The 22,407-nt window shown below is 73.0% G+C and carries 22 protein-coding genes; 19 read left to right on the forward strand and 3 right to left on the reverse strand.

Annotated features, from left to right (window positions below):
- Positions 1 to 100: 100 nt before the first annotated feature.
- On the reverse strand, positions 101 to 478 hold the full coding sequence (locus tag ACFY0X_RS11970; RefSeq protein ID WP_387752444.1) for a nuclear transport factor 2 family protein: 378 nt from the start codon (positions 476 to 478) through the stop codon (positions 101 to 103).
- A 179-nt stretch (positions 479 to 657) separates the two neighbouring features.
- On the opposite strand from ACFY0X_RS11970, the gene ACFY0X_RS11975 reads away from it, so the two are divergent.
- The gene (locus tag ACFY0X_RS11975; protein WP_387752447.1) at positions 658 to 3,447 is read left to right on the forward strand and encodes an ATP-binding protein; all 2,790 of its coding nucleotides are present in this window, start codon (positions 658 to 660) and stop codon (positions 3,445 to 3,447) included.
- A 392-nt stretch (positions 3,448 to 3,839) separates the two neighbouring features.
- Here ACFY0X_RS11975 and ACFY0X_RS11980 read toward each other — a convergent pair whose 3' ends face one another.
- Positions 3,840 to 4,865, reverse strand: a complete 1,026-nt coding sequence (locus tag ACFY0X_RS11980; RefSeq protein WP_387752449.1) for a hypothetical protein — start codon at positions 4,863 to 4,865, stop codon at positions 3,840 to 3,842.
- Positions 4,866 to 5,276: 411 nt separating this feature from the next.
- On the opposite strand from ACFY0X_RS11980, the gene ACFY0X_RS11985 reads away from it, so the two are divergent.
- Positions 5,277 to 6,758, forward strand: coding sequence for a helix-turn-helix domain-containing protein (locus ACFY0X_RS11985; protein WP_387752452.1), 1,482 nt, complete (start codon positions 5,277 to 5,279; stop codon positions 6,756 to 6,758).
- 11 nt (positions 6,759 to 6,769) lie between these two features.
- A complete protein-coding gene (locus ACFY0X_RS11990) occupies positions 6,770 to 7,708 on the forward strand; it encodes an NAD-dependent epimerase/dehydratase family protein (RefSeq protein ID WP_387752455.1) in 939 nt (312 codons plus the stop codon).
- Here ACFY0X_RS11990 and ACFY0X_RS11995 read toward each other — a convergent pair whose 3' ends face one another.
- Positions 7,709 to 8,131 carry a GntR family transcriptional regulator gene (locus tag ACFY0X_RS11995; RefSeq protein ID WP_387752458.1) on the reverse strand — a complete coding sequence of 141 codons (423 nt, stop codon included), beginning with the start codon at positions 8,129 to 8,131 and terminating at the stop codon, positions 7,709 to 7,711.
- Between the two features lie 972 nt (positions 8,132 to 9,103).
- On the opposite strand from ACFY0X_RS11995, the gene ACFY0X_RS12000 reads away from it, so the two are divergent.
- From ACFY0X_RS12000 to ACFY0X_RS12075, 16 genes are all read left to right on the forward strand, one after another.
- Positions 9,104 to 9,370 (forward strand): hypothetical protein, encoded by a 267-nt coding sequence (locus ACFY0X_RS12000; protein WP_387752460.1) that lies wholly within the window; start codon positions 9,104 to 9,106, stop codon positions 9,368 to 9,370.
- The gene (locus ACFY0X_RS12005) at positions 9,370 to 9,771 is read left to right on the forward strand and encodes a WhiB family transcriptional regulator (RefSeq protein ID WP_387752463.1); all 402 of its coding nucleotides are present in this window, start codon (positions 9,370 to 9,372) and stop codon (positions 9,769 to 9,771) included. The genes ACFY0X_RS12000 and ACFY0X_RS12005 overlap by 1 nt, the downstream gene beginning before the upstream one ends.
- A 73-nt stretch (positions 9,772 to 9,844) precedes the next feature.
- Positions 9,845 to 10,819: a DUF2637 domain-containing protein gene (locus tag ACFY0X_RS12010; protein WP_387752466.1), complete on the forward strand. Its 975-nt coding sequence runs from the start codon at positions 9,845 to 9,847 to the stop codon at positions 10,817 to 10,819.
- Positions 10,820 to 10,838: 19 nt separating this feature from the next.
- Positions 10,839 to 11,225 (forward strand): ATPase, encoded by a 387-nt coding sequence (locus tag ACFY0X_RS12015; protein WP_387752469.1) that lies wholly within the window; start codon positions 10,839 to 10,841, stop codon positions 11,223 to 11,225.
- Positions 11,226 to 11,239: 14 nt separating this feature from the next.
- Positions 11,240 to 11,470, forward strand: coding sequence for a hypothetical protein (locus ACFY0X_RS12020; protein WP_387752472.1), 231 nt, complete (start codon positions 11,240 to 11,242; stop codon positions 11,468 to 11,470).
- 18 nt (positions 11,471 to 11,488) lie between these two features.
- Complete coding sequence (locus ACFY0X_RS12025; protein WP_387752475.1) at positions 11,489 to 11,725, forward strand: hypothetical protein; 237 nt, start codon at positions 11,489 to 11,491, stop codon at positions 11,723 to 11,725.
- Between the two features lie 89 nt (positions 11,726 to 11,814).
- Positions 11,815 to 13,473 (forward strand): hypothetical protein, encoded by a 1,659-nt coding sequence (locus ACFY0X_RS12030; RefSeq protein ID WP_387752477.1) that lies wholly within the window; start codon positions 11,815 to 11,817, stop codon positions 13,471 to 13,473.
- 98 nt (positions 13,474 to 13,571) lie between these two features.
- Positions 13,572 to 15,695 carry a hypothetical protein gene (locus ACFY0X_RS12035; protein ID WP_387752480.1) on the forward strand — a complete coding sequence of 708 codons (2,124 nt, stop codon included), beginning with the start codon at positions 13,572 to 13,574 and terminating at the stop codon, positions 15,693 to 15,695.
- A 219-nt stretch (positions 15,696 to 15,914) separates the two neighbouring features.
- Complete coding sequence (locus ACFY0X_RS12040; RefSeq protein ID WP_387752483.1) at positions 15,915 to 16,103, forward strand: hypothetical protein; 189 nt, start codon at positions 15,915 to 15,917, stop codon at positions 16,101 to 16,103.
- 44 nt (positions 16,104 to 16,147) lie between these two features.
- Positions 16,148 to 16,579 carry a hypothetical protein gene (locus ACFY0X_RS12045; protein ID WP_387752485.1) on the forward strand — a complete coding sequence of 144 codons (432 nt, stop codon included), beginning with the start codon at positions 16,148 to 16,150 and terminating at the stop codon, positions 16,577 to 16,579.
- Between the two features lie 9 nt (positions 16,580 to 16,588).
- Positions 16,589 to 16,897, forward strand: coding sequence for a hypothetical protein (locus tag ACFY0X_RS12050; RefSeq protein ID WP_387752487.1), 309 nt, complete (start codon positions 16,589 to 16,591; stop codon positions 16,895 to 16,897).
- 121 nt (positions 16,898 to 17,018) lie between these two features.
- Positions 17,019 to 17,504: a single-stranded DNA-binding protein gene (locus tag ACFY0X_RS12055; RefSeq protein ID WP_387752490.1), complete on the forward strand. Its 486-nt coding sequence runs from the start codon at positions 17,019 to 17,021 to the stop codon at positions 17,502 to 17,504.
- 118 nt (positions 17,505 to 17,622) lie between these two features.
- Positions 17,623 to 18,213: a hypothetical protein gene (locus ACFY0X_RS12060; RefSeq protein WP_387752492.1), complete on the forward strand. Its 591-nt coding sequence runs from the start codon at positions 17,623 to 17,625 to the stop codon at positions 18,211 to 18,213.
- Entirely contained in the window at positions 18,210 to 20,099 is a 1,890-nt protein-coding gene (locus ACFY0X_RS12065; RefSeq protein ID WP_387752494.1) for a DNA cytosine methyltransferase, read from the forward strand. The genes ACFY0X_RS12060 and ACFY0X_RS12065 overlap by 4 nt, the downstream gene beginning before the upstream one ends.
- Positions 20,100 to 20,163: 64 nt before the next feature.
- The gene (locus ACFY0X_RS12070) at positions 20,164 to 21,102 is read left to right on the forward strand and encodes a bifunctional DNA primase/polymerase (protein WP_387752496.1); all 939 of its coding nucleotides are present in this window, start codon (positions 20,164 to 20,166) and stop codon (positions 21,100 to 21,102) included.
- The gene (locus ACFY0X_RS12075; protein ID WP_387752499.1) at positions 21,099 to 22,379 is read left to right on the forward strand and encodes a DUF3631 domain-containing protein; all 1,281 of its coding nucleotides are present in this window, start codon (positions 21,099 to 21,101) and stop codon (positions 22,377 to 22,379) included. The genes ACFY0X_RS12070 and ACFY0X_RS12075 overlap by 4 nt, the downstream gene beginning before the upstream one ends.
- Positions 22,380 to 22,407: the final 28 nt, after the last annotated feature.

Here is a 22,407-nt window from a genome sequence, read left to right on the forward strand (position 1 = left end):
GTGGGGTCGGTGGCGGGGGGCGGGACGCGGTGGGGCGCGGCCCGCCCCTCGGGGCTGGCGGCCGTGGTGGCGGCGGTACGGCGGTGGCGGCAGCGGGGGCTCAGGCGCCCGGCACGCGGTCGAGGAAGCCGTACACCGCGCCGATCCGGCCGTCCGGGGTGGCCGTCAGCACGTCGAAGCCGATCACCACCGGCTCCGCGCCGGCCGGGCCGAGGTTCCAGGTGAAGCGGGCGATGTCGTGGTGCGCGTCGACCGGTCCGAGGGTGAACTCCAGCCCCGGGAACTGGGCCTGGGCGGCGGCGATCAGCGTGTCGATCGCGTCCCGGCCGGCGACGGCGGCCAGCGGGTCGGTGTAGCGGCCGTCCTCGGCCCACACCTCGTCGACCAGCTTGCGACGGGCCGCCGGGTCGGTCTCGTTCCACACCGCGAGGTAGCGCTCGGCGAGCTGCTGGAGGGTGGCGGCGGTGATCTCGGTCATGGTCATCTCCCGTGTTCCGGTGGGTGTTTGGCCGGGTCCTTCCCGGTGCTCACCAAGGTAGGGAGGGGCGGCCGGCGGCGAATCCGTCACGTATGGGCATGGGGGTACGTAGCCTGCGCGGGGGTGTACCGGCGCCTCCGTCGTCGGCGGCGCGCGGCCCGGGTCGGTAGGGTCGGTCCATGCTGTACGGGAGGGAAGGCGAACAGGCCGCCGTCGACGGCCTGTTGGACGGGGCGCGGGCCGGCCGCAGCGGCGTGCTGCTGCTGCGGGGCGAGGCCGGCATCGGCAAGACCGCGCTGCTGGACGACGCCGTCGCGCGGGCGGGGGAGTCGTTCCGGGTGATCCGGGCGGCCGGCGTCGAGTACGAGGCCGAGCTGCCGTACGCCGGACTGAGCCTGCTGCTGGCGTCCGGCCTGGACCGGCTGGACGCCCTGCCCGGACCGCAACGGCGGGCGCTGGAAGCGGCGTTCGGCCTCTCCGACGGCAGCGCCTCCGGCGGCGGTATCGCCGGGGACGGCCCCGCCGGTGACGGGCTCCCGGGCGGAGGGCGTGCCGACCGGCTGCTGGTCGGCCTCGCCACCCTCGCACTGCTCGCCGAACTCGCCGCCGACCGCCCGCTGTTGTGCGTCGTGGACGACGTGCAGTGGCTGGACCGGGCCTCACTGGACGCACTGCTGCTGGCCGCCCGGCGGCTCCAGGCCGAGGGGGTGGCCCTGCTGCTCGCCGCCCGCACCGGCGGCCCGAACGGGCCCGGCGACGGCCCGGCGGAGCGCCCGCTGGGCCTGCCCGAACGGGAGGTGGCCGGCCTGTCCGAGGCCGACGCCACCCGGCTGCTGACCCGGCGGGTCGGCCCCGACCTGCCCGCCGCCATCCGCGACCGGCTGCTCGCCGAGGCGGCCGGCAACCCGCTCGCCCTCACCGAACTCCCGGTCGCCACCGGCGTGCGGACACCGGCGCCGGGCGGCCTGCCGCTCACCAGCCGGCTGCTGATCGCCTTCCACGGCCAGGTCACCGGCCTGCCGGCGGCCACCCAGACGCTGCTGCTGGTCGCCGCCACCGAGGAGAGCGGGGCGCTGGACGTCGTCCTGCCCGCCGCGGCCGCCCTCGGCGTCACCGCCGAACACCTCACGCCCGCCGAGGAGTCCGGACTGGTGACGGTCACGGCCGACCGCCGGATCGCCTTCCGGCACCCCCTGCTGCGCTCCGCGATCCTCCAGCGGGCTCCGCACCACCAGAAGGTGACGGCCCACCGGGCGGTCGCGCGGTCGCTGCCGGACGGCGACCGCCGCACCTGGCACCTCGCCCTCGCCGCCACCGGCCCCGACGCCGCACTCGCCGACGCGCTGGAACGCACCGCCGTCCGCGCCGAACGCCGCGGCGGCCACGGCGGCGCCGCCGCGTACGAGCGCGCCGCCCGGCTCACCCCGGACCGCGACAGCGCCACCCGCCGGCTCGTCCTGGCCGCCGAAGCGGCCACCGAGGAAGGTGAGTTGGCCCGGGCCGAGGTGCTCGCCGACGAGGCCGCCGGCCGTACCGACGACGTCCTGGCGCACGCCCTGCTCGACCAGGTCCGGGCCACCGAGCACTTCTGGCGCGGCGCGTACCCGACCGCCCACCGGCTGCTGCTCGACGCCGCGGGCACCGACATCGACCCGATGCACGCCGCCCGGATGCTGCTCCAGGCCTTCCACGCCGCCTGGTACGCGGGGGAGGAGCCGGTGGTCGCCGTCCTGGACCGCCTGGCCGTCCTGCCGCTCGCCGACGACGACCCCCTCGCCCCGCTCGCCCGCCACCTGCCCGCGGCCGTCCTGCCCGCGCTCGGCCGGCCCGCCGGGCCGCTGCCGCCCGTCCGGGAGGCCGTCGAGGCCGCCCGCCGGGCCGGCGCCGAGAGCCCGGTCGACCTGGTCCAGCTGTGCGGCGCCACCCTGGTCCTCGGACGCGACGAGGAGACCGCCGAACTCGCCGCCGAACTGGTCGCCGAGGCCCGCGCCAAGGGCACCGTCGGCGTGATGCCCACCCTGCAGTTCTTCCTCGCCGAGGCCGAACTCTTCCACGGCCGCCACCGGGACGCCGAACTCACCGCCACCGAGGGCCTCGGCCTCGCCCGGGACACCGGCCAGCACCAGTGGGTCAGCCAACTCACCGCGCTGCTCGCCTGCCTGGCCGCCCTCGACGGCCGCACCGACCGCTGCGCCGAACTCGCCGCCGCCTCCCTCGCCACCACCGGCCCGCGGACCGCCGCCCCCGCGGCCGGGCAGGCCTGGGTGCAGTGGGCGCTCGCCCTGCTCGACCTCGGCCAGGGCCGCGCCGGCGACGCCGCCGACCGGCTGCACGCCCTCACCACCGGCCCGCACCGGCACCACATCAGCGCCACCCGGGCCGTCCCCGACCTGGTCGAGGCCGCCGTCCGGCTCGGCACCCCCGAGCGCGCCACCGAACCCTACGAACGCTTCGCCCGCTGGGCGGCCGCCGCCGACCGCCCCTGGGCCGAGGCCCTGCGCCTGCGCTGCCAGGCCCTGCTCGGCCCCGACGAACTCGCCGAAGCCGCCTACCGCGAGGCCCTCTCCCGGCACGCAACGGCCCACCGCCCCTTCGAACAGGCCCGCACCGCCCTCCTCTACGGCGAATGGCTGCGCCGCACCCGCCGCCGCACCGACGCCCGCCCCCACCTGCGCGCCGCCCTGGAGACCTTCGACCGCCTCGGCGCCCACCCATGGGCCGCCCGCGCCCGCACCGAACTCTCCGCCACCGGCACCCCGGCCCCCACCCCGGCCACCCCCGCCGGCTCCCCGCAGTCCCCCCTCACCCCCCAGGAACTCCAGATCGCCCGCCTCGCCGCCCAGGGCCTCACCAACCGCGACATCGCCGCCCAGCTCTTCCTCAGCCCGAGGACCGTCGCCCACCACCTCTACAAGGCCTACCCCAAGCTCAACATCACCTCGCGCACCGAACTCACCACCGTCCTCTGACGGGACGGCCGCCGGACGCAGAGCGGATCGAGGAGAACACCGAACGGGGCGACGGCCGCGGGGGCATCAGGCCGCGGCCACGGCAGCCGGGGTGAAGCCGGCCCACCGCCGGACCGGCTGAGGCACGGTCACCCGGCCGGTCGGACACAACGACAGAGGCCCTGCCGGATCTCTCCGGCAGGGCCTCTGCACTGGGTCGGGGTGGCGGGATTTGAACCCACGGCCTCTTCGTCCCGAATGAGGTCCGGGGCGGCGGCCGACATGCACATATGGACGATTGCCCAGGTTGGAGCCTTGGCCTGCGTTGGTCCTCGACGCGCCGGAGCGGCCCCGATCCCAAGATCTTCTCCCGAGGCTCTCCCAAGCGAGCACCTTGGTCGCGCCGGGCGATCTCAGAAACCGAGAATGTTTCGTAGTTCGGCGACGCGGGCCATGGCTGCGCGTGGGCCGTACGCTGCGATGCTTGAAAGCGCCGCTGCGGCTCCAGCGGCAATGGGCATTCCCTCTCCGGGGTAGCCAAGCAAGATCCAGGAGCAAGCGACGATAGCTGTAGCCAAGACGACAGCGGCCAATCGCAAGCCCGGTGCGCGGCCTTCTGGTGCGACGACGCCTTCCAGATCAGCCTCAGGGAGGAGCTGGCCAATCTTCGATTCGGCATAGTTGTTGGCAATAGTGACCAGAACGCGCGCGAGATCCTTCATTGATTCAGCTCCGCGCGTATCCACCTGGTCCTCCATTTGTTGGAGTTTGGCCGCCACTAGTGCGGCATTCCTCTTTACCGAGTGGCGCCTAGGGGAGAATCTGCCGAGGCTGCCGTGGACGCGGTGAATTCGCAACACCGAACGCCTAACGTTGGCACAAGCTTGATCCAATGCGCGCAAGGCCGAGGGGCGATCATCGCCAGCCGATGAGTAAACGGCTTCACACAGCTGGATCGCTGCCCTTGTGGCAATCAGAAACCTGTAGCGTGAAACTGCGGGGTTATGATCGGCGGCCCAGATTAGGATGGGCGTAATGATAACTGCAGTGAGGAGGTTTCGAGGCCTTAGGTCTGGCGCGAGCTGACCGGTTTCGATCGTCTTTACCACGGCCATGACCATGTCGCCAGCCACGGCTCCGATGATGAACGTCAGAATTCTATACCGTAGGCGGATTTCTCCAGCAGAGGCTTTGCCTGCAGCCCTAAGGGAATCTGACGGTGCATCGTCTAGTCCTAGAGTGTGCAGTGATCTGGACATTTCCTGAAATGATTTTTCGGCGGTCCTTTCATTCCATCGATCCCACTTTTGGCGTGTCATTGGCAAATGCCTAATGACCCATAGCGGCCCCTTGTAGAAGGAAATCACCAAGACTACAAAGAGCGCATCCAGCAATACTGTCTGCTGAATTTTTGACAAAAGCTGAAAATCGATTGACAATTCTCCCCCAACGACTCGTGTCCGTGAGGAGCGTAGCGGTCCGTGCCGTTGTGCGGGGGCGATTGGCACCTTCAGTGGCTGTCTAACGCCGTTGCTCGCCAGGGGAGGAGGTGCGGTGAGTCGCATACGCCCCGGATTGATCTTGATTAACAGGCCTCGGGAGTGCGTGGCGGTCAGATCGGTCAAACTACCCATCGCCTCGACCCCGCTGGAGTTGAATGATTCTGCCGCTGACACCGTCTGCGATCACTGAACGGCTCGTTCCCAATGATGTGAAAGGACAGATGTCTCATGGCCTCTACGGCCAAAGCGCCCGCGGCCTGTGCTCGATGCAGCGCCCGGCTGAGCCGCACCAACACCGACACCGTGTGCAGCCCGTGCCGACGTGCGATCGGGCCAGCCGCTGCAGTCGTGCAGGCCGCCCCGGCAGTCAAGCCGGTTAGCTGGCTCCCCGTCCCGCCCGAGCGCACCGCGCCGCCGGACGGGTCCAACCTCGGAGACGTCCTCAAGGCCTACCGTGCGCTCCACAAGCTGAAGCAGCAGGACCTTGCCGACCTGCTCGGCTATGACCAGTCGTACGTCTCGCTGTTGGAGCGCGGGAAGCGCGTGATCAAGGACATGGACGAGCTTCGGCGTCTGGCTCAGGTGTTGGGGCTGCCTGCGGACGAGTTGGGCTTGTTGCCGACCGTCGAGCCGACCGTCGTCTCGGCCGCCAGCGGCGAGACCGGTCCGCAGGACGCCGCCGAGGAACAGCGCCGTTGGCGGATGATCCGCCGGGACCTGAACCGGCACCGGAGCGAACTCACCAGCGCCGCCGCTCGGCTGTACCCGAACGCGGCCCGCGCAGGGAACAGCCCCGTGCTCACGACGGCCGGCTGGATGTGGCCGGAGCCCTTGGACTTCGGTGACATCCACCTCACGTGGTTGGCGCAGACGGCGCCGCCGGAGATCGTCGGTGCCGAGCCTGAGTCCGACGGTGTCCGACCCTTGGCCGCGACCGGCGGCCGATTCGCCCGGTACTCGCAGGCCATCCGCATGGTCGACCGGCCGTCGCTGTTCGTGAACCGGCCCAGCTTCCGGCTGCTCGACGTCGACCAGGTCGACGGCCGACCCAAGCTGTCCTTCGGCTACACGACCTACTTCGACATGGCGGACGTCTGCGAGGGAGTGGCTCACGAGCTGGCCGGCGCGTGGCTCGCGACCGGCAGCGACCCCGCATGGATCGGGGAGCCGAACTGGGATGCGCTCCCGTTCCGGACACTGGTCGGCGACCCGTTCGACCTCGGTCGCCGTCCGCTGCTGCCGTCGATCGACACCCTGACCATCCGGCTCGCTGCGGACGGCACGGCGTCGTTCCCGCTGCACCACCGGGCGGCGAGCAACGTGGCGCTGGCTGGCGGGACGTACCACATCATGCCCGCCGGGGTGTTCCAGCCGAGCTCCGTGCTGCCGTGGGACCAGTCGAACGACTTCGACCTCTGGCGCAACGTGCTCCGGGAGTACGCGGAGGAGTTCCTGGGCGACCCCGAGGCGGACGGCAGCAGCGGAGAGCCCATCGACTACGACGGGGTCGAGCCGTTCCGCACACTCAACGAGGCCCGGCGCGCGGGCAAGATCCGTCCGTACTGCTTCGGGATCGGCTTGGACCCGCTCACACTGGCGGGCGAGATCCTCAGCGTCGTGGTCATCGACGCCGACGTCTACGACTCGGTGTTCGCGGGCATGGTCTCCCGCAACACCGAGGGCAGCGTCATCACCGGCACCGGCCACGCTGGGGGGATCGACTTCACCGAGGCCAACGTCCGTCACCTGCTGGAGAATGAACCGCTCGCGTCTGCTGCCGCCGCGTGCCTCGACCTGGCGTGGCAGCATCGCGGACTGATCCTGAACTGAGGAGGAACTCCGTGCGCGTACTCGTGACGGGTGCCTTCGGCTTCGTCGGCAACGCGGTTGTCCGACGACTCGCCGAGGCAGGCCACGAGGTGGTTGCCCTGACCCGTCGGCCTCTGGGTGCCCCGCTCCCCGAGCTGCCGGTGGTCGAAGTGGTCCACGGTGACATTCGCGACGAGCAAGCCGTTGCCTCAGCCGTACGCGGCGTGCACGCGGTCTGCCACCTGGCCGCGCTCACGCGGGTGCGCGAGTCCTTCGAGATGCCGGACGAGTACCACGACGTCAACGTGAACGGCACCGCCGTCCTACTGGCCGCGTTGCCCGGACGAGCTGCTTCGGAGCGCCCCGTGGTCGTGCTCGGTTCGACGGCCGCGATCTACGGCGCCCCTGAGCAGCAGCCCATCGGCGAGGACGTCGTGCCTGCTCCGAGCAACCCGTACGGTGTCTCGAAGCTCGCCGCGGACGAGCTGCTCAAACGGGCGGGCGAACGTGGCACCGTGCGAGCGGTGAGCCTGCGGTGCTTCAACATCGCAGGCTCGGTGGGCGGGGTGGGGGACTCCGACGAGTCCCGGATCATCCCAAAGGCGCTCGCAGTGGCGGCCGGCCGCTACCCGCACCTGGAGATGAACGGCGACGGGAGCGCTATCCGGGACTTCGTCCACGTGGACGACCTCGCCCGCGCGTACGTCCTGGCCCTGCATGCCGGGGACTTCACGCACCGGGCATACAACGCGGGCGCGACCCCGGCGAGCATGCGCGAGATCGTGGGGGCGGTCGAGCAGGTGACTGGCCGGCCCGTGCCGGTGGTCCACCGACCGCCTCAGCCGGAACCGCCTCGGCTGGTCGCCGACCTCACCCGGATCACGACGGAGTTCGGGTGGAAGCCTCAGCGCTCTGGACTTCATGACCTGATCCGAGACGGGTGGGCGGCGACCAGCCGCGACGACCTCTGACTACTCCATCAAGCGGCTCTTCACGCTGGCAGGAAGCGCGTCGAATGCTTCCTGCCAGCGTTGGAGAGCCGCTTCGACCCCTGCGGTCTCTTCCCTGCTGCTAGCCAGCTCGCGCAGGGCCTTCTCGATCGCCTGCCCGGCCTGCAGAGCGGGCACGGCCCAGTCGGCAGCCCCTCGGGAGTGGGCGGCGAGGCGTGGCGGGAACTGGACGAACACCCCCTTCCCCTGATGTCCGACCACGTAGCCCTCGGTGCGAAGCAGCGAGACCGCGGCCTTCACGACCGTGCTCGACACGCTGTGGTCGTCCATCAGCTTCCGCGTTGACGACAGTGCGGAACCTGCAGTCAGCTTGCCGCTGCGGATCTGTTCCCGCAGGTCATCGGCTAGCTGGAGATAGGCCGGCTCGCCTTGGAACTCGGTCACCAGTGATCCTCCAGACGTCTCGCACTTAGTGCACCAGTGTGCCGGAGGCTCGGCGGGCGAAGCACTTGCCAACTTGGCGCACTAAGTGCACCATGTTCGTTGTGAGGGCAACGCCTCGGCGGAAAGCCTCATATGACAGGCCGTCATTGGTCTGGCGCTGTGCGTCCGAGCAGGCTTGTCACAGCAGGGCAGGCCCGATCAAACGGGCTCTCTGCAAAACATCAGTAGCTCATGAGGCCCCTATTTGGGCTGCCCTGAGCTGCGCAAACGGGCCCGGAGGGCGGCGTGACAGCCGTCTGAAGGAAGCGCTCGTTCCTTGAGAACGTCGTCGCCGTGAGGTGCCGACTTCATATTGATCGTGCGGGACCGACGCGAGGGCGGCGGTCACGGTAGGCGCCTAGGCCGAGAGGACGGGGGCGAACCGCCGTGATGAACGAAGCCCTCCCCCTATGCAGTGGCATGCCACCCCTCCGGGGTGTGGGGAAGGACAGCGGAGTCCCAACGCACGTGGCGGGATGAGACAGACCGCCCCCGTGGTGACCGGGTGATGTCGCCGGCGGCAGCGAGCCACGCAGCACCCCGGACTTTCGGGTGTGCCGCCCTGCTGGTGCTGAGCAGAGAGGAAGCACCGGACCAGGCCCGTGAAACCTGACGCCCGTAGGACGGGCAACCCCCAAGCCACCTGCCCCACCTGGGGCTCGACCTGAGGAGGGCGCGCCCATGGGCATGCGCCTGAGCTGTATCCGGCCCCGCCGCTGACCAGCGGGCGGGGCTCACCGGTTCCGGTCGCTCCACCAGCGATCACGGTCCCCGGCGCGTACCGGCCGTCCTGGACGGCTCCTGGGTGCGCGTCGGGTTCCGCGGCTGCTCGTGAACGACGAGAAGCCGAGCCCGCACAAGACGGGCCGCCGCGCTCCGGCCAAGGAACGCGCGGCGGCCCTGCGGGCTCACCCCCAGAGACGAGGTGAACCCATGAAGCTCATTGTTGCAGGCCAGGAGGCCGCGACCCCGGAGGAGTTCGCGGAGCTGGCGTTCGGCACCGGCGCCGACTTCGGTTTCGGCGTCGACACCGAGTTGTTCGACGGCAGCACCGACGCCACCGACGAGGACCGGGTGGTCCGGCTCGACGTCGCCCGGGAGATCCTGCGGGACCTGGACGGGCCGGCGGCCCGCTTCGCGTCCGCGCTGATGCACACCGCCGAGCGCCGCCGGGCCCTGACCTGGAAGGCGGCCGCGTGATGGCCGCCCAACTCCACTCGCTCCTCGCCGGTGCGACCCGCACCCCGCACCTGGCCGCCCGCCCGGCGGCCACCGTGCTCGCCGAGTACCGCCCGAACGGCGACGGCGACCTGCGCGGCGCCGCCTGCGCCGGCGCCGACACCGACCTGTTCTACCCGGAGGTCGACGAGGACGCCGAGGACATCGACGTCGCTCGCGCGGCCGCCGAGTGGGCCGAGCGCCGCGCCAAGATGATCTGCGCCGGGTGCCCGGTCCGCACGATGTGCCTGGAGCTGGCCCTGGAGCGCCGTGAGCGGCACGGCATCTTCGGCGGGCTGAACGCCGCCGAGCAGTGGAGCGTCAGCGAGCGCCGCCGCAAGCTCGCCGCCCGCGAGCGCCGCGCCGCCGGGGGTGCTCACTGATGAACGCCCCGATGCTCACCGCGCTCACGACGCGCTCACCGCGCACCCGGCGGAGGTCGCGGTGAAGGTGCCGATGAACCAGGAACAGATCCGTTCGGCCGAGCGCGCGTTGGCCGTGGGGACGTGGACGATCACGCTCGGCGCGGTCCTCTACAGCATGCTCACGGTCACCCCGCTGATGTCCCACCACACCCCCGAAGGCTGGAAGTGGACGGCGCCAATCCTGCCGCTGGTCGTGGACGCGGCCGTGGTGATCGTGGTCCGCCTCGACAGCGTCCTCGCCCGCCTCGGCGGCGACGGCGGCCGGTGGCCGGCCGTGCTGCGCTGGATGACCGGCGCCATGACCGTGCTGCTCAACGTCGGTCAAAGCGCGTTGGACCACGACAAGGTCGGGGTGGCGGTCCACGCGGTGGCGCCGCTGCTGCTGATCGCCACGGCGGAGACCTCCCTCGCCTACCGGCGCGCGATCGCCTCCGCGCTGGCCGCCCGTGAAGCCCGTGAGCGCGATGAGCGGGCCGAGCGTGAGCGACGCACCGAGGACCGCCGACGGCAGGAACGCGAGGACCGGCAGGCCGAGCAGGACCGGGCCGACCAACGCGAGCGTGAGCGCCGTGAGCACGACGAGCGGATGGCCGCGCAGCAGCGTCAGCACGAGCTGCGGATGGCCGACGAAGCCCGCCAGGAACGGCGGCGTGTGGAGGAGATCGACCGGGCCGAACGGCAACGCCGTGAGCGCGAGGCGAGCGAGCGTGAGCGCCGTGAGCATGAGCGTGAGCAGGCCGCCGCCCAGGACGCCGAACGGCTGCGACAGGAACTCCTCTCCGCGCCCGCTGCCGCCGAGCGACTGCCCGAAGAGCAGGCCCGGCTGACCGTCCAGACCGCCGTGGCGCTCGGCATCCCGCAACGCCGTGCGGCCGAGCTGACCGGCTGGTCGACCGGATGGGTCGCAGCCCGCTACCGGGAGTTCGGCCCGGCCGACACGCAGCGCCCCGCCCTGCACGCCGTCGCGGCCGACACCGAAGAGGCCGCCGCCCCGGGTGCAGCCTGAGACCTGAGGAGACCAGTCCATGGCCCTGACCTGCATCGACGTCGTCTCGTTCGGCTACCTTCACGACGCCCCGCCCGAGGCGACCATCACCCTCGACCTGCGCCGCCACTTCCGCGACCCGCACGTCGATCCGGCCCTGCGCCACCAGAGCGCCCACGACCTGCCGGTGCGCCGGGCCGTGCTCTCCACCCCGGGCATCCGGGAGCTGATCACCGCCGCCGCGCTGCTGGCCGACTCCTACGACGCCGGGCCCACCGAGGCGCCGCTGACCATCGCGGTCGGCTGCGCGGGCGGTCGGCACCGCGCCGCCACCGTCGCCATGACCCTCGCCACGCGACTGTCCAAGACCGGCACCCGCGTCCGCCTCACCCACCGCGACCTCGACAAGCCCGTCATCACCCGCTGACCAGGGAGTCCTCCATGAACCGCGCCGACGCCACCGACCTCGCCACCCGCCTCGACCAGGCCGCCGCCGACAAGGCCGACGCCGCCCGCTCCGGGCGCGCCTTCGCCGCCGACCCGGCCAACAGCGACCTGTCCCGCCGGCAGGCGGCCGCCGCCGTCCCCATCCTGCTCGGCCAGGCCCGCGACATGCGCGCCGACGCCGCCGCCATCCGCGACGGCGCCAACCCCACCGCCCTCGGCTACTGACCAGAAACGGAGCCTCCTGTGACCAGCACTGCCGCCCCGGCCGCCCAGCCCACCCACGCCTGGCTGATCACCCTTCAGCGCCCCTTGGAGCGCGGCGTCCTCGCCACGTTCACCACCGAGGGCACCTACACCGCCCTGCCCGGCGCGACCCGCCAGAAGGCTTACCAGGAGATCCGGGCCTTGCTGGCCAAGGAGCGCCCCGAGCTGCGCGACGCGAACGTTCTGTTCTTCTCGCTGGAGCCGAACCGGCTCTGACCAGCGCCAACGCCCGGAACCGCCGACGGCTTGCCGGCATGGCGGCGGTTCCGGGCTTCCCGTCCTCGCAGAGAACCGGAGCGCCCATCATGTCCGAACCGGTGGCCTCGACGCTGGTCGAGGTCGTCCCCGCACCCCAGAACCAGCCACCTCCCGACCTGAAGCCCGAGCCGAAGCCCGCGGCTTCACCGGGCGCGGTGCCGGGTGTCCCGCTGGCGGTGGCCGTCGCCAACGCCCTCGGGGCCGCCGGCGCCGGGGCCGCCTCGCTCGGCGGCGGGGCCGTCGCCGTGGTCGGTGCCGCCGCCGGTGCCGCCGCCCTCGGCAGCCTGGCCCGCAAGGCCCGCAACCGCCACGCCAACAGCCCCAGTGCCGCCCGTACGGCCGCCGTCCAGCGCGCGGCCGGAGCGGGTGGCCTCTTCACCCCGCCCACCCGCGCCACCGGGACCAACTCCACTTCACCGCAGCCCCGTTCGGCGAGCTCACCCACCGGCCGCCGCTCCGGCCACGTCCCGGCCGGCGGCTGGGGCTCGGCCGGTACTCCCGCCCGCCACATCGCAGACCCGAAGGGACCCGGCATGCCGCGAACGGCCGGAACCACGCGCACCGCCGCCCACCACGCCGGGACCGTCGGCGCGCCCCGGCACGCCGAGCAGCCCGCCACGGCCGGCCGCCGCGCCGGTACCGGGTACCGGCCGCCCGCGATCGCCCACACCCTGGCCAAGGCCGCCTCCCGTCTGCCCGGCCTCCAGCACCAGGCCCCCACCGGGCAGGCCCAGCCGCGCGCCCAGCGCCGGGACGAGCGCTTGGCCAAGGTCGCGGAGCGTACCGCCCGCCGGGTCGCCAAGGGCCAGGCCAAGGCCCTTCAGGCGGCCGGGATCGACCCGGCGACCGGCGCCGGTGCCCGCCCGAAGAGCCCGGCTGCCGGGCGCGGGCAGATCACCCCGGTGCAGGCCAAGGCCCTTCGCCGCTCGGCGATGCGCCACCGGGCCCGCATGGGCGGTGCCGCGCTCGCGGCTGGCCTGGTCGGCCTCGGCTCCGCGCTGGTCGGCAACTGGCGTCACAAGGGCAAGGTCAGCGGCCACATGCGGAGCGTGTGGCGGCGCCTGGCCGAACGCGCCCGCGCCGTCCGCGACGCCCGCAACGCCGCGATCCTCGGCCACGGCGAGGCCGCCGCCGACACCGCCGACGGGGCGCCGGCCGTGCCGGTCCCGGCTGAGACCGTCAACATCCCCGGCCGCCCCACCCCCGGCACCGACCCGGCCGTCGCCGACGGCCTCGTGTTCGAGCTCTTCGGCCGCCCCGGCTTCCCCGGCCGCCCCGTCGCCACCCCCGTCACCGAACCGATCACCCTTGGCAAGCCCACCGTGAAGGAGAACCCCGTGACCACGCCCGCCGACGGCACCGCCGCCACGTTCAGCCTCACCTCCGCCGCCGACGTCCTGCTCCAGGCCGCCTCGACGTTCGACCCGGAGACCATGGTCGAGTTCGGGGTGTTCGCCCAGGAGCTGCCCGTCGCCTACGGAACCCTCCAGGAAGTCCTGCGGGTCCTCGCCGAGAAGGCCGCCGAGCAGCTGCCGCTGGACCCGGCCGTGGTCGAGGAGATCAGCCACGGCTACCAGGCCATGGGCCGCACCGTGCAGGCCCTGGAGGAGGTCGCCCCGACGTTCCGCCAGGCCCACGCCGAGGACCTGGAGCGCCACGAGAACCCGCGCAACGGCCTGGAGGCCGAGCGGAAGTGGAACGTCTGACCTGACCCGCCGTCGCCTCCCCAGCACCCACACCCCTCACCGGGCCGTCCACATCCTGTGGGCGGCCCGGTCCCTTTTCCCGGCTGGAGACCGCCACCATGACCAAGAACACCAAGAACCAGAACGGGCCGCGCCTGGACTGGAGCGCCGGGCACGGCCTGCTGACCGGCACCCTGAACGCCACCGCCGGCGCCCTGTCGACGACCGCGCTCGGCCACGCCACCGGCCTGCCCGCCGGATGGGCGCTCGCCGCCGGCGCCGCCGGGGCGCTCGGCACCATCGGCGCCGGCCTGCGCAAGCGCCTGACCGGGGCGACGCTCGCGTTCCGGGGCACGTGCTGGATGGCCGCGGGCGGCTGGTCGTCCTGGGCGCTGGCCCACGGCGGCCCGTGGCAGTGGCCGGAGCTGGGGTCGCTGGCCGTCGCCGGGATCGCCGCCGGCACGCTCGGCGCCGCGTTCGCCGCGCACGAGGAGGTCGAGCAGGCCAAGCGCGCCCATCTGCTGCTGATCGGCGCCCGCCGCCAGCTCGCCGCCGACTGGACCGACCGCATCCGCCGGGTCTGCTCGGTGGAGGTGACCGTCCTCGGTATCGAGCACTGGCCCTCCGGCGCCGGCTACACCCTGGAGCTGGAGCTGCCCGAGGGCGGGACCACCCGCCGCTCCATCGCCGACCGCGCCGAAGCGCTCGGTTCCGACCTCGACCTGCCCGACGGCTGCGGCCTGCAGGTCATGCCCGGCATCTCCCGGCGCCGTGTCCTCATCCAGGTCACCACCCGCGTGCTGACCGACACGCTCCTGTTCCCCGTCGAGGAGATCGAGGAGACCACCACCGTCAACAACCCGCTCCCGGTCGCGCTGCTGTCCGACGGCACGCGGGCGGAGATGGACCTGCGGCAGGCGTCCACGATCGTGACCGGCCCGACCGGCACCGGCAAGACCAACCTGTTGCACGGCCTGATCGCCCGCCTGAACCAGACCAATGACGTGCTGGTGTGGGTGATCGACCTCAACGGCGGCTCCATCGGCCTGCCCTGGCTCAACGCCTGGCGCGACGCCCAGATCGGCCGCGAAGGCTCCCGCTGGGCGAATGCCGACATCCCCGTGCCCGGCGTGGACTGGGTCGCCTCCACCGTCGACGAGGCGAAGTGCATGCTCGCCGCCGCCGTCCGCATCGCCAAGGCCCGCAAGGTCGCCTACCAGGACGCCATGCGCGACGCCAACGACGACAAGCTCCCCGTCTCCCCGAAGATCCCCGAGATCGTCATCATCACCGACGAGGGCGCCGAAGCCGCCGCCTCTCGTGAGGCCCGCGCCGTCATCGCCGGGATCTCCGAAGTCGTGCGCATCGCCCGAGCCATGGCGATCCGGTCCGTGCTGTCCGTTCTGCGTGTCACCCAGGACGTCATGCCCGACCCGCTCGTACGCAAGATGGCCTCCAACCGCCTGGCCACCGGCGCCCTGGAGGACTCCGAGCTGGGCCACCTGTTCGGCTGGCGCGCGCTGCGGGCCGAGGACTCCTTCTCCGGGCCGGGGTCGGTGCTGGTCGGCACCGAGGGCAAGCAGCCCGCCAAGGCCCGCCAGCCGCGCATCACCCCCGACATGATCGAGGAGATCAGCGCCGCCACCGCCCGCCGCCGCCCCAACCTCGACGCCCCCTCCCTCGAAGCCGCCGGCGCCGACTACACCAACCGCTGGACCATGGACCGCTGCGGCCACCTGTGGGCCAGCACCGAACCCGTCACCGCCGCAGCCCCGCCGAGCACTTCGGCGGGACCGGCACCGGACGGCCTGATGGGCACCATGCGCCGCGGCAAGAACCCGCCCCGGGACTGGAAGGCGACCGCCGGATGGGACACCCCTGCCGACCCGGACGACCTGGAATCGATCTGGCTCCTGCCCCCCGCGCCCGAGCCCGGCACCACCCCGCCCGGCACTGACTGGGCCGACCCGTCCACGTGGTCCACCGGCCGCGAGGACACCACGCCCGAGACCGCCGGCGCGAAGGACGCCGCCCTCGCGCTCCTGATCAAGGCAGGCTCCGAGGGCACCGGCGCCAGCGCCATGGAGAAGATCCTCAAGCCCGAGTTCGGCACCACCCGCCAGACCATCAACGGCTGGCTCAAGGAGTGGGCCGAGAGCGGCGAAGCCGTCCGCGTCGGCGAGGGAAACAAGACCCGCTACGTCCACCGGCGGCATGCCCAGAACCCCCCGTCCGGAGACTGAACCGGCCTGCTGTCGCCCGAGCTGTCGCCCCGCCGCGAAAGGGAGGGGGCCGGGCTGCCAGAGCCCTGAAACCCCCCTCTGACCTGCAGGGCGACAGTCGTCACGACAGTCGCGCGACAGCTCACACGACAGCACCAGGCGACAGCACCAAGGCCCGCCCGGAACCCGTCCGGGCGGGCCTTGCCGCACCCGATTCACGCCCACTGGAAGAGGCCCGCCGTGATCGTCTCGCTCAGCATCACCATCGTCTTCGCGATCCTCTCCGCCGTCCTCATCAGGGGCCGGCGCGTCTCCCTGCCCACCGCCCTCGTGCTCTGGCTCTCGGGTTTCACCGTCGCCTCCACCGGCATGGCCGACCCGGTGAACAACATCCTCACCACCATCACCCGGATCGTCTCCGGCCACTGACCCCCGCCCCCGCCCCCCGCACCAACCCCGACGGGAGACGCACCGTGGACCACGTCTCGTACCCGCAGCCCGCCCCGGTGCTCTACACCGCCGAGGGCCAGCCCCTGTACGCCACCGCCCCGCTCACCGCACCGCCCGCCCTCTACCAGGCGCCGCCGCAGCCCGCCCCCGTCTACACCCACCCCGCCGTCCCGCAGCAGCCCACCGTCGTCATCCCGGCCCCCGCCCCGACGGCGCCCGGCCGCGACCCGTGGCCCGCCCGCCTCGCCGCCGGCGGCATCGGCCTCGGCGCCGCCGGACTCGGCATCGGCTACGCCCTCAACGCCATCGCCGCCGCGGGCAGCAGCCTCGGCGGACTCGCCGCCATCGGCGCCGGCGCCTACTGCCTCGCCAAGACCCGCAGCACCGGCGGCGGGGGCGGGGGCGGGCAGGGCGCCGTCAACGTGCACGTCAACATCACCAACCGCAACGGCTGAAGGACGCCCATGAACCACGACTTCGACCTGTACGACTGCATCGAGTACCCGACCCGCGAAGAGGAGAAGGCCGCCGAGCTCGCCCTCGATGCCGCCGACGAACAGCGCCGCGCCGAGGAGCAGGCCAACTCCCGCCCCGGCCACACCGAGCTGTGCGAGGGCTGCGGTGGCGCCGGCGGCGGCTGCGAGGACGAGGCCTGGGACGACGACGCCCAGGACTACGTCCCCATCGACTACGAGCACTGCCCCGAGTGCGGCGGCTGCGGCTACTACGACTGCGACGGCACCTGCGAGACCCGGAACGCCGACGACCTCTGATCGACGTCTGTGCCGACCGCCGTGCCGCCCGGACCACCGCCGCAGCCAGCGGCCGGGGCCCGGACGGCGCGGGGGACGGGCAGACCCGCTCCCGACACCACCGATGCCCTGGGAGGCACCCGTGTCCGTGGGAGAGACCCCGATCACCGTCGTCGGCAACCTCACCGACGACCCCGAACTCCGCTTCACCCCGCAGGGCGTGGCCATGGCCCGCTTCACCGTCGCCTCCACCCCGCGCACCTACGACAAGGCCACCGGCCAGTGGCGCGACGGCACCGCTCTGTTCCTGCGCGCCACCGCCTGGCGCGAGATGGCCGAGCACACCGCCGAGTCCCTGACCAAGGGCATGCGTGTGGTCGTCACCGGCCGCCTGGTGCAGCACAACTGGCAGACGGAGCAGGGCGAGAACCGCTCCATGCTCGGCCTCGACGTCGACGAGGTCGGCCCCAGCCTGCGCTTCGCCACCGCCAAGGTCACCAAGGCCCAGCGCCCCGGCGGCGCCCCGGCCGCGCGTCCGGCCGACCAGTGGTCCACCGCCGCCCCCACCGCGCCCGGCGGCGAGTGGAGCGGCACCCCGGCCGGCGACTCGACCGAGCCGCCGTTCTAGCCGGACCGCGCACACCCGAGCAGCACAAAGGACCCCGCAGCAGCCGCCGAATCTTGGCAGAGAAAACGGCTGCTGCGGGGCCCGTCCGATCCCCTCTCAGAGACCAGAGGACTCCAGCATGCCCCAGTTCACCCACGGCACGCTCGCCGTTGTCGACGACGAGTACGACCGCGAGCGCGCCTCCGGCGGCTGGTCGCGCTACGCGACCTACCTCGCCCGCAACGTGCGCCTGCTGCACGAGGACGGACAGCCGCTCAGCGCGGCCGAGTTCGCGTGCGCCGCCTGGCAGATCGCCACCGGCCCCATCATGTCCCCCGGCTACGTGCGCATCCGCCCCGACCTGCACGCCATCACCGCCGTCCCCGCCGCCGACGACGACCAGGGCGTGGCCCTGCGCGTCGAGGTGCCCCTGCTGCACGCCGCCCTCGCCCACCGGCCCGACCGGCGCCTGGGCGACTGGCAGCCCGACCAGTGGAGCACCGACCGAGGCCCGTTCCGGCGCGTCTTCGAGCCCGACATCGACAAGGCCCTGCTCCTGACCACCGCCACCCTGTTCCTGCCCGTGCCGGGCCACGTGCTGCTCGAACCCACCGACGGCCAGCACTGCCTGCGGATGACGGACGAGGCCATGACCGTGGTCAAGGAACTGGTCATCTGGGCCAACGCCCACGCCCACCTCGTCACCGACCTCCTCGGAGGTGGCCGGTGAGCGCGCTGACCTACATCGATTTCTTCTGCGGTGCCGGCGGTTCCAGCACCGGCGCCGCCGCCGTTCCCGGTGTGGTCCCCGTCCTGGCCGCGAACCACTGGGACAAGGCCATCGCCTCCCACGCCGCGAACTTCCCCGCCGCCGACCACTTCCTCGGTGACCTCCACGACACCGACGTCGCCCGCTTCCCGGCCGCCGACCTGTTCTGGGCCTCGCCCGAGTGCCCGCAGTGGTCCAACGCCCGCGGCAAGCGCCGCGACTTCGACAAGCAGCCCGACCTGTTCGGCGACACCCTCACCGACGCCGCCGCCGACCGTTCCCGCGCCCTGATGTGGGACGTCCCCCGCTACCTGGAGGCCATGGCCGCGCGCGGCAAGCCCGTCCTGGCCGGCGTCGTCGAGAACGTCGTCGACGTCCGCGCCTGGGACCTGTGGACCGCGTGGGTCGACAGCATCCGCGCCCTGGGCTACCGCACCCGACTGATCGCCCTGAACTCCATGCACGCCCGCCCGAACGTGGTCGCCGCCGCCCCGCAGTCCCGCGACCGCCTCTACCTCGCCTACTGGCGCACCGGCCTGCGACGTGACCCCGACTGGGACAAGTGGCTCCGCCCCGAGGCCTGGTGCCCCACGTGCGAGCGCACCGTCCGCGCGGTCCAGGCGTTCAAGCGCCCCGGCACCGACATGGGCCGATACCGCCAGCAGTACGTCTACCGCTGCCCGAACGTCACCTGCCGCAACAGCGTCCTGGAGCCCCCGGCCCTCCCGGCCGCCACCGCCATCGACTGGACCCTGCCCGGCACCCCGATCGGCGAGCGCACCAAGGCCCTGTCCCCCAAGACCCTGGAGCGCATCCGCGCCGGCCTCGCCCGCTACGCGCTGCCGCTGCTCGCCCCGGCCGGCGGCACCTGGCGCCAGGACGCCAGCCCCGTCACCGACCCCGCCCCGGCCCGCACCACCCGCGAGAACGACGCCCTCGCCGTCCCCCCGCTGCTCGTGCCCGCCGAGGGCCGCGACGGCAAGAGCGCCGCCACCGCGAACGAACCCCTGCGCACCCAGACCGCCCGCAACGAGACCGGCGTGGCCTGGCTGCCGTTCATCACCGAGCTGCGCGGCGGCTCCTCCGACGCCCGACCCGTCCTGGACGCGCTCGCCACCGTCACCGCCTCCGGCAACCACCACGGCCTCGCCACCCCGCCCGCCCGGCACGGCGAGCAGGAGCCCGACTGGTCGTCGCTGCTGCTGCCCTACTACGGCAACACCACCGCCCGGCCCGTGGCCGAGCCCGTGGGCGCGCTCACCACCCGCGACCGCTACGCGCTCGTGCGCGGCCGCCAGGTGCCGGTGGAGGAGGTGCTGTTCCGCATGCTGGAGCCCGGCGAGATCGGCGCCGCGATGGCATTCCCCCGCCAGTACACCGTGCTCGGCAACAAGCGGGAGAAGGTCCGCCAGTACGGCAACGCCGTCACCCCGCCCGTCGCCGAGATCCTCGTCTCCGCCCTCGTCGAGGCCGTCACCGGCCACGACCTGCCCGAACCCGGCCGCACCCCGCCCCTCGGCCACAACACGGGCCTGTGGCAGGCCGTCATCGCCGCGGCGGCGGGCCGCTGCCAGTGCCGGGGCACCTGCGGCAAGACCCACGACAAGGACGGCGGCCGCTGCCCCGCCGTCCACGGCGCCTACCTCCGCCACGGCACCGGCCCCGTCCGCCTGCTCGCCGCCCCGGCCGAGCCCGCCGACCTGCTGCTGCCCCCGCACCACGCCGCCGCTCTGTCCAAGCGTCAGCTCTCCGCGTGGTGCCCGGCCTGCCACGACGCCACCCGCCGCGCCGCCACCAAGGCCCGGCAGAACGCCGTCCCGGCCATCGAGCCGGATGCCCTCTTCTAACCCTCACCGCTCGGCCCGGGTCCGCCGCCCGCGGCCCCGGGCCCTACCGCCGAAGGGATTCGCCGTGACCGGCAACCCCCTGCTGACCGCCGCCCTCGCCGCCGTCGACCGCGGCTGGCACGTCTTCCCCCTGCTGCCGCGCAGCAAGCGCCCCGCCCTGCACTCCTCCGCCAACTGCCCCCGCACCGGCCCCTGCGTCACCGGCCACCAGGGCTGGGAGCAGCGCGCCACCCTCGACCCCGAGACGGTGCGCCGGACGTGGTCGCACGGGCCGTACGGGGTCGGCTTGGCCACCGGCCCGTCCAACCTGGTCGTGATCGACCTCGACACCCCCAAGCCCGGCGCCGCCGTGCCCCCGGAGTGGGCCGAGCAGCGGGTGACGGACGGGTACGACGTGCTGGCCGCGCTGTGCGAGCGCAACGGTCGGCCGTTCCCGGACGACACCTACACCGTCACCACCCCCTCGGGTGGCAGGCACCTCTACTTCGCCGCCCCTGCCGGGCTTGCCCTGCGCAACACCGCCGGCCGGTACGGGTCCGGGCTGGGCTGGCTGATCGACACCCGGGCCGGTGGCGGCTACGTCGTCGCCGCCGGCAGCAACGTCGCCGACCGCCGCTACGACGTCGTCCTCGACACCGACCCGGCGCCGCTGCCCGACTGGATCGCCCGCCTCCTCACCCCGCCGCCCAGGCCCGCCGCCTCGGTCTTCCGGCCCGGCCGCCGCACCACCGGCACCCGGCCCGCGTACGTGGAGGCCGCCCTGCGCAACGAGACGGCCAACGTCGCCGGCGCCCCGGAGGGCACCCGCAACTGGGCCCTTACCAGGGCCGCCCGTGCGCTGGGCCGCTTCGTCGCCAGCGGCAAGCTCAGCCGCGCCGAGGTCGAGAATGCTCTTAAGGGGGCGGCGGAGCAGGCCGGCCTGACGGTGCGTGAGGCCGACGCGACCATCACCAACGCCCTCACCTGGTCCATCGCCCACAACCCGGCCGGAGACGCCGCATGACGCACCCCAGCTCCCCCCTTAAGAGCGCCAAGACCCCGGACCGGCCGGGCCCCGAGGACGGCGCCGCCCTGCTCGACGAGGTCGAGGCGTTCCACCGGCGCTTCAACGTGTTCCCCAGTGAGGCCGCGTACACCGCCGTCGTGCTGTGGGACGCGCACACCCACCTGCTCGACTGCTTCGAGTCCACCCCGCGCATCGCCTTCCTCTCCCCGGAGCCCGGATCCGGCAAGACCAGGGCCCTGGAGATCATGGAGACGATCGCCCCGCGCCCGGTGCTCACCACCGACGTCAGCCCGGCCGCGCTGTTCCGCACCGTCTCCGACGCCGACGCCCGCCCGACCGTGCTGTTCGACGAGATCGACACCGTCTTCGGCCCCAAGGCCGCCGGGAACGAGGACCTGCGCGGCCTCATCAACTCCGGGCACCGCCGCTCCGGCGTCGTCCTGCGCTGCGTCGGCGACGGCGGCAGCCAGACCGTGCAGCCCTTCCCCGTCTACGCCGCGCTCGCCATGGGCGGTCTCGGCGACCTGCCCGACACCATCATGAGCCGCTCGATCGTCATCCGGATGCGCCGCAGGGCCCCCAACGAGAAGGTGGAGCCGTACCGCGAGCGCATCCACAAGGCCGAGGGCCACGCCCTGCGCGACCGCCTCGCCGAGTGGGCCAGCAGCGTCCGCGACCAGCTCCAGGACGCCTGGCCGGAGCTGCCCGAGGGCATCAGCGACCGGCCCGCCGACGTGTGGGAGCCCCTGCTCGCCGTCGCCGACGCCGCCGGCGGCAACTGGCCCGAGCGCGCCCGCACCGCCTGCGTCCAACTCGTCAACGCGTCCAAGGCCAACGACAAGGGCAGCGTCGGCATCCGTCTCCTCACCGACCTGCGGGACATCTTCGGCGACGCCGAGCGCATCCTGAGCGCCGAACTCCTTAGCAGGCTCGCCGAGTTGGACGACGCGCCGTGGGCCGACCTCGACGGCAAGCCCATCACCGCCCGCACCCTCGCCCGCATGCTCGGCGACTACGTCACCGCCGACAACGACCCCATCAAGCCCCGCAACATCAAGACCGGCCCCAAGAGCAGCGCCAAGGGCTACTACGCCAGCGACCTCGCCGACGCCTGGCTGCGGTACTGCCCGCCTCGCCCGCCTCGTCCCCAGGAAGCCGCTACCGCCGCTACCGCCGCTACCGCGCAGGTCAGGGCCCTGTTTCCGGTAGCGGATACGCCCGAGGTAGCGGATACCGATCCGCTACCCGCCACCCCAGCCGCCACCGCGCCGTAGGCCACCCGCCGCTCCCGCCCACCCCGGC

Origin of the sequence: Kitasatospora sp. NPDC001547 (genome assembly GCF_042894165.1) — a bacterium.
Taxonomy (GTDB): domain Bacteria; phylum Actinomycetota; class Actinomycetes; order Streptomycetales; family Streptomycetaceae; genus Kitasatospora.